Origin of the sequence: Bellilinea sp. (genome assembly GCF_034432615.1) — a bacterium.
In the GTDB taxonomy this organism is placed as follows: Bacteria; Chloroflexota; Anaerolineae; order Anaerolineales; family Anaerolineaceae; genus Bellilinea.
The window spans coordinates 1-3729 of record NZ_DAOUBL010000073.1 but is presented as its reverse complement, the minus strand read 5'-3'; the positions used below and the strand labels follow the sequence as shown (position 1 = coordinate 3729).

Here is a 3729-nt window from a genome sequence, read left to right as displayed (position 1 = left end):
AACAGACATATCTTGCCCACTCCTTTATGCAACAGGCTCTGGCTTTTGCGCTTCGTGCGGATGTTCGCTGCCAGCATAAATTTTCAAACGCTTGATCAACTTGCGACCCAGTTTGTTATGTGGCAGCATGCCCCACACCGCAGCTCGGATAACCCGGTCAGGATGGCGGTTCAATTGATCCCGCATACCCACAACTTTCAATCCACCAGGGTAGTTGGAATGCTTGTAGTAGAACTTGGTATCCAACCGCTTGTCGGCAATATCCAGTTGCTGCGCATTGATCACCACCACATAATCACCCATGGCTACGCCCGGGGTGAAGGTGGGTTTATGCTTACCGAGCAGGTAGCGGGCAATTTGGGTTGCCAGCCGCCCCAAATTTTGACCTCTGGCATCCACCAATACCCACTTTGATTCAGGTGTTCCTTTTATGACGTAAGTCTTATCCACAGTCCTCTTCTCCACTGACAGATAAGGTTTTGATTAACCCTTCAGATTTCAAATCATTCTCCTCGTACTGCACCCATTCCAGATACAGACCATTTGGTTTTGCCAGCCCAGGTAAAAGGGGCTGTGGGATTTGGAGAGCAGCCTCAAACTGTTCTAAGGACAATTGTTGCTGCCCAACCCGGACTTGCAAAAACACCAGCCTGCGCACCATTCGATAGAGAAAAGCATTCGCCGTGATCCGAAAAGTCCATTCTTTCTTTGCGGTTTGCTGCCATTCTGCCCGGTAAACCCGGCGGATGGTGCTGCCTCCTGGTCGTAGAGGTGATCCAAACGCCGCAAAATCATGTTCACCGAGCAGCCGGTTGGCGGCCTGATGCAGCAATTCTGCCTGCACTTCGGGCCAAACCCGCCACATGTAGCGTTCCCGCAACGGATCACGTTCCTCCTCGCAGTACAGGCGGTAAAGATACTGGCGAGCGAGCGCATGGTAGCGCGGATGAAAATGATTACGCACGACCTGTACGCTGCGTGCTGCCACATCCTCAGGAAGCGAGGCATTCAGCGCTTTCAACAATTGCTGTGGATTGTGCCGCCAGTCCAGATCAAATGCAATCACCTGACCCATGGCATGCACTCCGCTATCGGTGCGCCCGGCGTACAGGATACTTTCATCCTGCCAGCCCAGCGAACGCAGCGCTGCCTCAACTTCTGCCTGTACCGTCCGGCTGCTTCCCTGCCGTTGAAAGCCCTGGAAGTGTGTGCCGTCGTAGGCGATGATAATCTGGTAACGTGCCATCCCGAACCGGAAATGAGACCGGCGGGTTCTTAATCCTCAACCAGCTCAAGCAGAACCATCTCGGCAGCATCACCCTGCCGCGGTCCCAGCTTGAACATCCGCGTATAACCGCCATTGCGATTGGCGTACCGCGGCGCAATTTCATCAAATAATTTCTTCACCACAATCGGGTCACCCAGGCGTGCCGCAACCAGTCGGCGGGCATTGACCTTTTCGAGGTCACTGCCGTTGGCGCTTCGCCTCGCAATCGTAATCATTCGCTCGGCTTCGCCGCGAACTGCCAGCGCTTTGGCACGGGTGGTTTTCATCCGTTCGTGAGTAAAGAACTGTTTGATCAAAGTTCGGCGCAATCCCTTGCGCTGATCCTTTGACCGTCCCAGTTTAAAACCAGCAACTTTATGGCGCATAATTCCTTACTCCGTCTCGTTATCGTTTGGCAGGAACCCTTTTTCCCGCATCTTCTGGCGTAATTCATCCAGACTTTTTTCTCCAAAGTTTCGGATGGACATGACCGCTTCGCTGCCTTTTTCGAGCAGTTCCAGCACATCACCCACGGTGGTGATGCCGGTTCGTTTGAGCGAGTTGAACACCCGCACCGAGAGGTCCAGATTTTCGATGGGGGTTTCAGCGGCTTCACTCGTCAAACGGCTGCCGCTTATTTCGCGTTCCGGAACTGCCGCAAACACTTCTTCACTGATGCCAGAAATCAGCCGCAGATGGTCAATCAAAATCTTGGATGCTGTTCCCAGCGCGCTCTCCGGAGATATCGTACCATCCGTCCAGATTTCCAGAATCAACCGCTCGTAATTGGTATTCTGTCCTACCCGGGCAGCAGCCACATTGAAGTTCACGCGCCGTACTGGGCTGAAAATGGCATCCACCGGCAGTTCCCCAATCGGCAGCCGTCCACTGCGGTCACCCGCCGGCGAGTAGCCTCGCCCGCGTTCCACAGTCATGTCAATTTCCAGACGGGTTCGGCTGTCATCCACTGTAAAAAGATACAGGTCTGGATTGACAATCTCAACCTCCGCCGGCACCTGAATATCCGCAGCAGTTACCGTACCTGCCCCACGCACATCCAGATGAAGATGGGAACTTTCCACGTCGTGCAGCACCAACCGGAGCTGCTTGATCTGCAGCATGACCTGAATCACATCTTCGCGAACGCCGGGGATGTCGCTGAACTCATGCAACACATCCGAAATCCGGATTGAAGTTACCGCTGCCCCTTCCAACGACGACAGCAGTACCCGCCGAAGTGCATTGCCAAGGGTGACGCCGTAGCCGCGTTCCAGCGGGCTGATAACGAACTTCCCATAATTTCGAGCCTCATGTTCACGCTCGATTTTCGGTTTGACCATATTGGTTATTACAGACAAGGTTCACCCCTTTCCGATGCACAGCTACAAAAATCAGCCAAACAGGACAATGGCATTACCTCGAGTAGTACTCAACGATCAACTGTTCGTTGAGATTGCCATCAATTTCAGCCCGTTCGGGCAGGCGCAAAACCCGCCCACTCAAGTTACGCACATCCCGTTCCAGCCACATTGCGCAATTGCGCTTTTCCGCATAATCCGGTAATTCCTTGAAGAACGGTTTTGTTCGGGAACCTTCACGCACTTCAATTTTGTCACCGGGTTTGAGCAGCATGGAAGGTACATCCGTGCGGCGACCATTGACCAGAAAATGGCCATGCGTCACCAGCTGGCGAGCCTGCGCGCGGTTTTCAGCAAACCCCATGCGAAAGACCACATTGTCCAAACGCAATTCAAGGGTTTGCAGCAGGTTCAAACCGGTCAGACCACGTTTTTTCAAGGCAACATTGAAATAGCGGCGGAACTGCCGTTCCAGAATTCCATAGGTGCGGCGGGCCGTCTGCTTGGCGCGCAGCTGCCGGGCATAATCCGACATCCGCTCACTGCCGCCCCGACCGGCATTTGCCCGTCCGTGTTCACCGGGGGCAAAGCCGCGCCGTTCAAACGCGCACTTGGGGGTAAAGCAGCGCTCACCCTTCAAAAACATTTTAAATCCTTCTCGCCGGCATAGTTTACAAACCGGACCAATGTATCTCGCCATAACTTCCCTCTCTCGTATAAATTAGACGCGGCGTTTCTTGGGAGGCCGGCAGCCGTTATGCGGCACCGGTGTAACGTCCGCAATGGAGCGCACCTTGATGCCCATCCCTTGCACAGCCCGAATCGCCGATTCGCGGCCCGGTCCGGGTCCTTTGACTACGATATCCACTTCCTGCACACCCATTGCCTGAGCCGCTTTGAGAGCCTGTTCGGCAGCCAAACGAGCGGCAAACGGGGTGCTCTTGCGGGAGCCCTTGAACCCGGCTGAACCGGCGCTTGCCCAGCAGACAGCATTGCCCTGCTGATCCGTTACCGTCACAATTGTATTATTGAACGACGCATAAATATGAACCTGCGCTGAGGACAGCGTGCGCTTCACCTTTCGGGGAGCGCTTGACCGGCGCA

General features: G+C 54.4%; 6 protein-coding genes. All 6 read right to left on the bottom strand.

All coding sequences use genetic code 11. The features are described 5' to 3' along the window. Positions 1-24: 24 nt before the first annotated feature. From rplM to rpsK, 6 genes are read right to left on the bottom strand one after another with little or no spacing between them, the layout of a single operon-like run. Positions 25-450, bottom strand: a complete 426-nt coding sequence (gene rplM, locus VAE48_RS03500; RefSeq protein ID WP_322791929.1) for a 50S ribosomal protein L13 — start codon at positions 448-450, stop codon at positions 25-27. Next, a complete protein-coding gene (gene truA / locus VAE48_RS03495) occupies positions 443-1246 on the bottom strand; it encodes a tRNA pseudouridine(38-40) synthase TruA (RefSeq protein WP_322791928.1) in 804 nt (267 codons plus the stop codon). Before truA ends, rplM begins: the two co-directional genes overlap by 8 nt. 29 nt (positions 1247-1275) lie before the next feature. Continuing rightward, positions 1276-1653, bottom strand: coding sequence for a 50S ribosomal protein L17 (gene rplQ / locus VAE48_RS03490; protein ID WP_322791927.1), 378 nt, complete (start codon positions 1651-1653; stop codon positions 1276-1278). A gap of 6 nt (positions 1654-1659) precedes the next feature. Further along, a complete protein-coding gene (locus VAE48_RS03485) occupies positions 1660-2625 on the bottom strand; it encodes a DNA-directed RNA polymerase subunit alpha (RefSeq protein ID WP_416181018.1) in 966 nt (321 codons plus the stop codon). 55 nt (positions 2626-2680) lie between these two features. After that, entirely contained in the window at positions 2681-3325 is a 645-nt protein-coding gene (gene rpsD / locus VAE48_RS03480) for a 30S ribosomal protein S4 (RefSeq protein ID WP_322791926.1), read from the bottom strand. A gap of 21 nt (positions 3326-3346) precedes the next feature. Next, complete coding sequence (rpsK, locus tag VAE48_RS03475; RefSeq protein ID WP_322791930.1) at positions 3347-3703, bottom strand: 30S ribosomal protein S11; 357 nt, start codon at positions 3701-3703, stop codon at positions 3347-3349. Positions 3704-3729: the final 26 nt, after the last annotated feature.